This window comes from Vibrio sp. 2130-1 (assembly GCF_033339515.1).
In genome coordinates, this window is the sequence record NZ_JAWOUT010000108.1 from 1 (window position 1) to 957 (window position 957).

Here is a 957-nt window from a genome sequence, read left to right on the forward strand (position 1 = left end):
GGTATTGCGTGCCTCACACCTTAACAAGGCGTTATATTAATTTAAAAGAGGTCGTTTAGGTGAGAAGTAGTTTCTATAAATATTGCCCGATATATGATGAAAATAACCTTGATGATGAATATTCGTTGATTAACCTATTCAATAGTCAAGTAACATTCTCTAGAAGAAAAAATTTTAACGATCTATTTGACTCGAAGGTTAATTTTATTAAACCAACCAATAAGGAATTGAAATCCCTTATTCCTCATATTAAAGGTAAGGATAAAGTAAGATTTAAATCGACCTTACTTGGAAATGATAATGAGTTCATCAATAGCTTCGTTGATTCTATTGAGAAACGTTTTGATGACTATCTGTTTTATTGCGTAACAGATAATCCTGAGAGTAACTTGATGTGGTCGCATTATGCTAACTCTCATAGAGGTTTTTGCATTGAGTGGGATTCAAATGCATTAAAGGCAGATAAAGTCACTTATCAAAGTGAAATCCCGTCATTCCCTATAATAAACATAATTAAATCACATTTTTCAATAAGTAATAATCACAGTGACTCTGAAAAAATCTGGCGTGCGTTACGAACAAAACTTAATGAGTGGGAATATGAAAATGAATATAGGGTTCAATTGGATGCACAAAGGTTTCAAGGTCAAATTGACGACAGGGGAGCGTTTGCCTTAGTTAACTTTAACCCAGAGTGGGTAAAGTCGATAATTTTCGGCTGTAGAATGAACCAGTCCTCTCGAGACTTTATAATCGAAAATGTGCCATTTGAAACGAAGTTTAAAAAAGTGCGTGTCGATATGAGTTCTATAAAAGTCGTGGAAATAAATTAATATAACAAACTGTTTAAGAGTGATTCGCAACGCGTGGCATTTTTACTATGCGTTAGGTTTTGTGGTTAAGGTGGTATGCGGGAGCATCGGTATTGCGTTGCTCACACCTTAACAGGGCGTTATG

At 34.9% G+C, this 957-nt stretch carries 1 protein-coding gene; it reads left to right on the plus strand.

What is annotated here, in order from left to right; genetic code table 11:
* Positions 1-59 precede the first annotated feature (59 nt).
* Positions 60-833 (plus strand): DUF2971 domain-containing protein, encoded by a 774-nt coding sequence (locus R7Q09_RS24535; protein WP_318071330.1) that lies wholly within the window; start codon positions 60-62, stop codon positions 831-833.
* Positions 834-957: the final 124 nt, after the last annotated feature.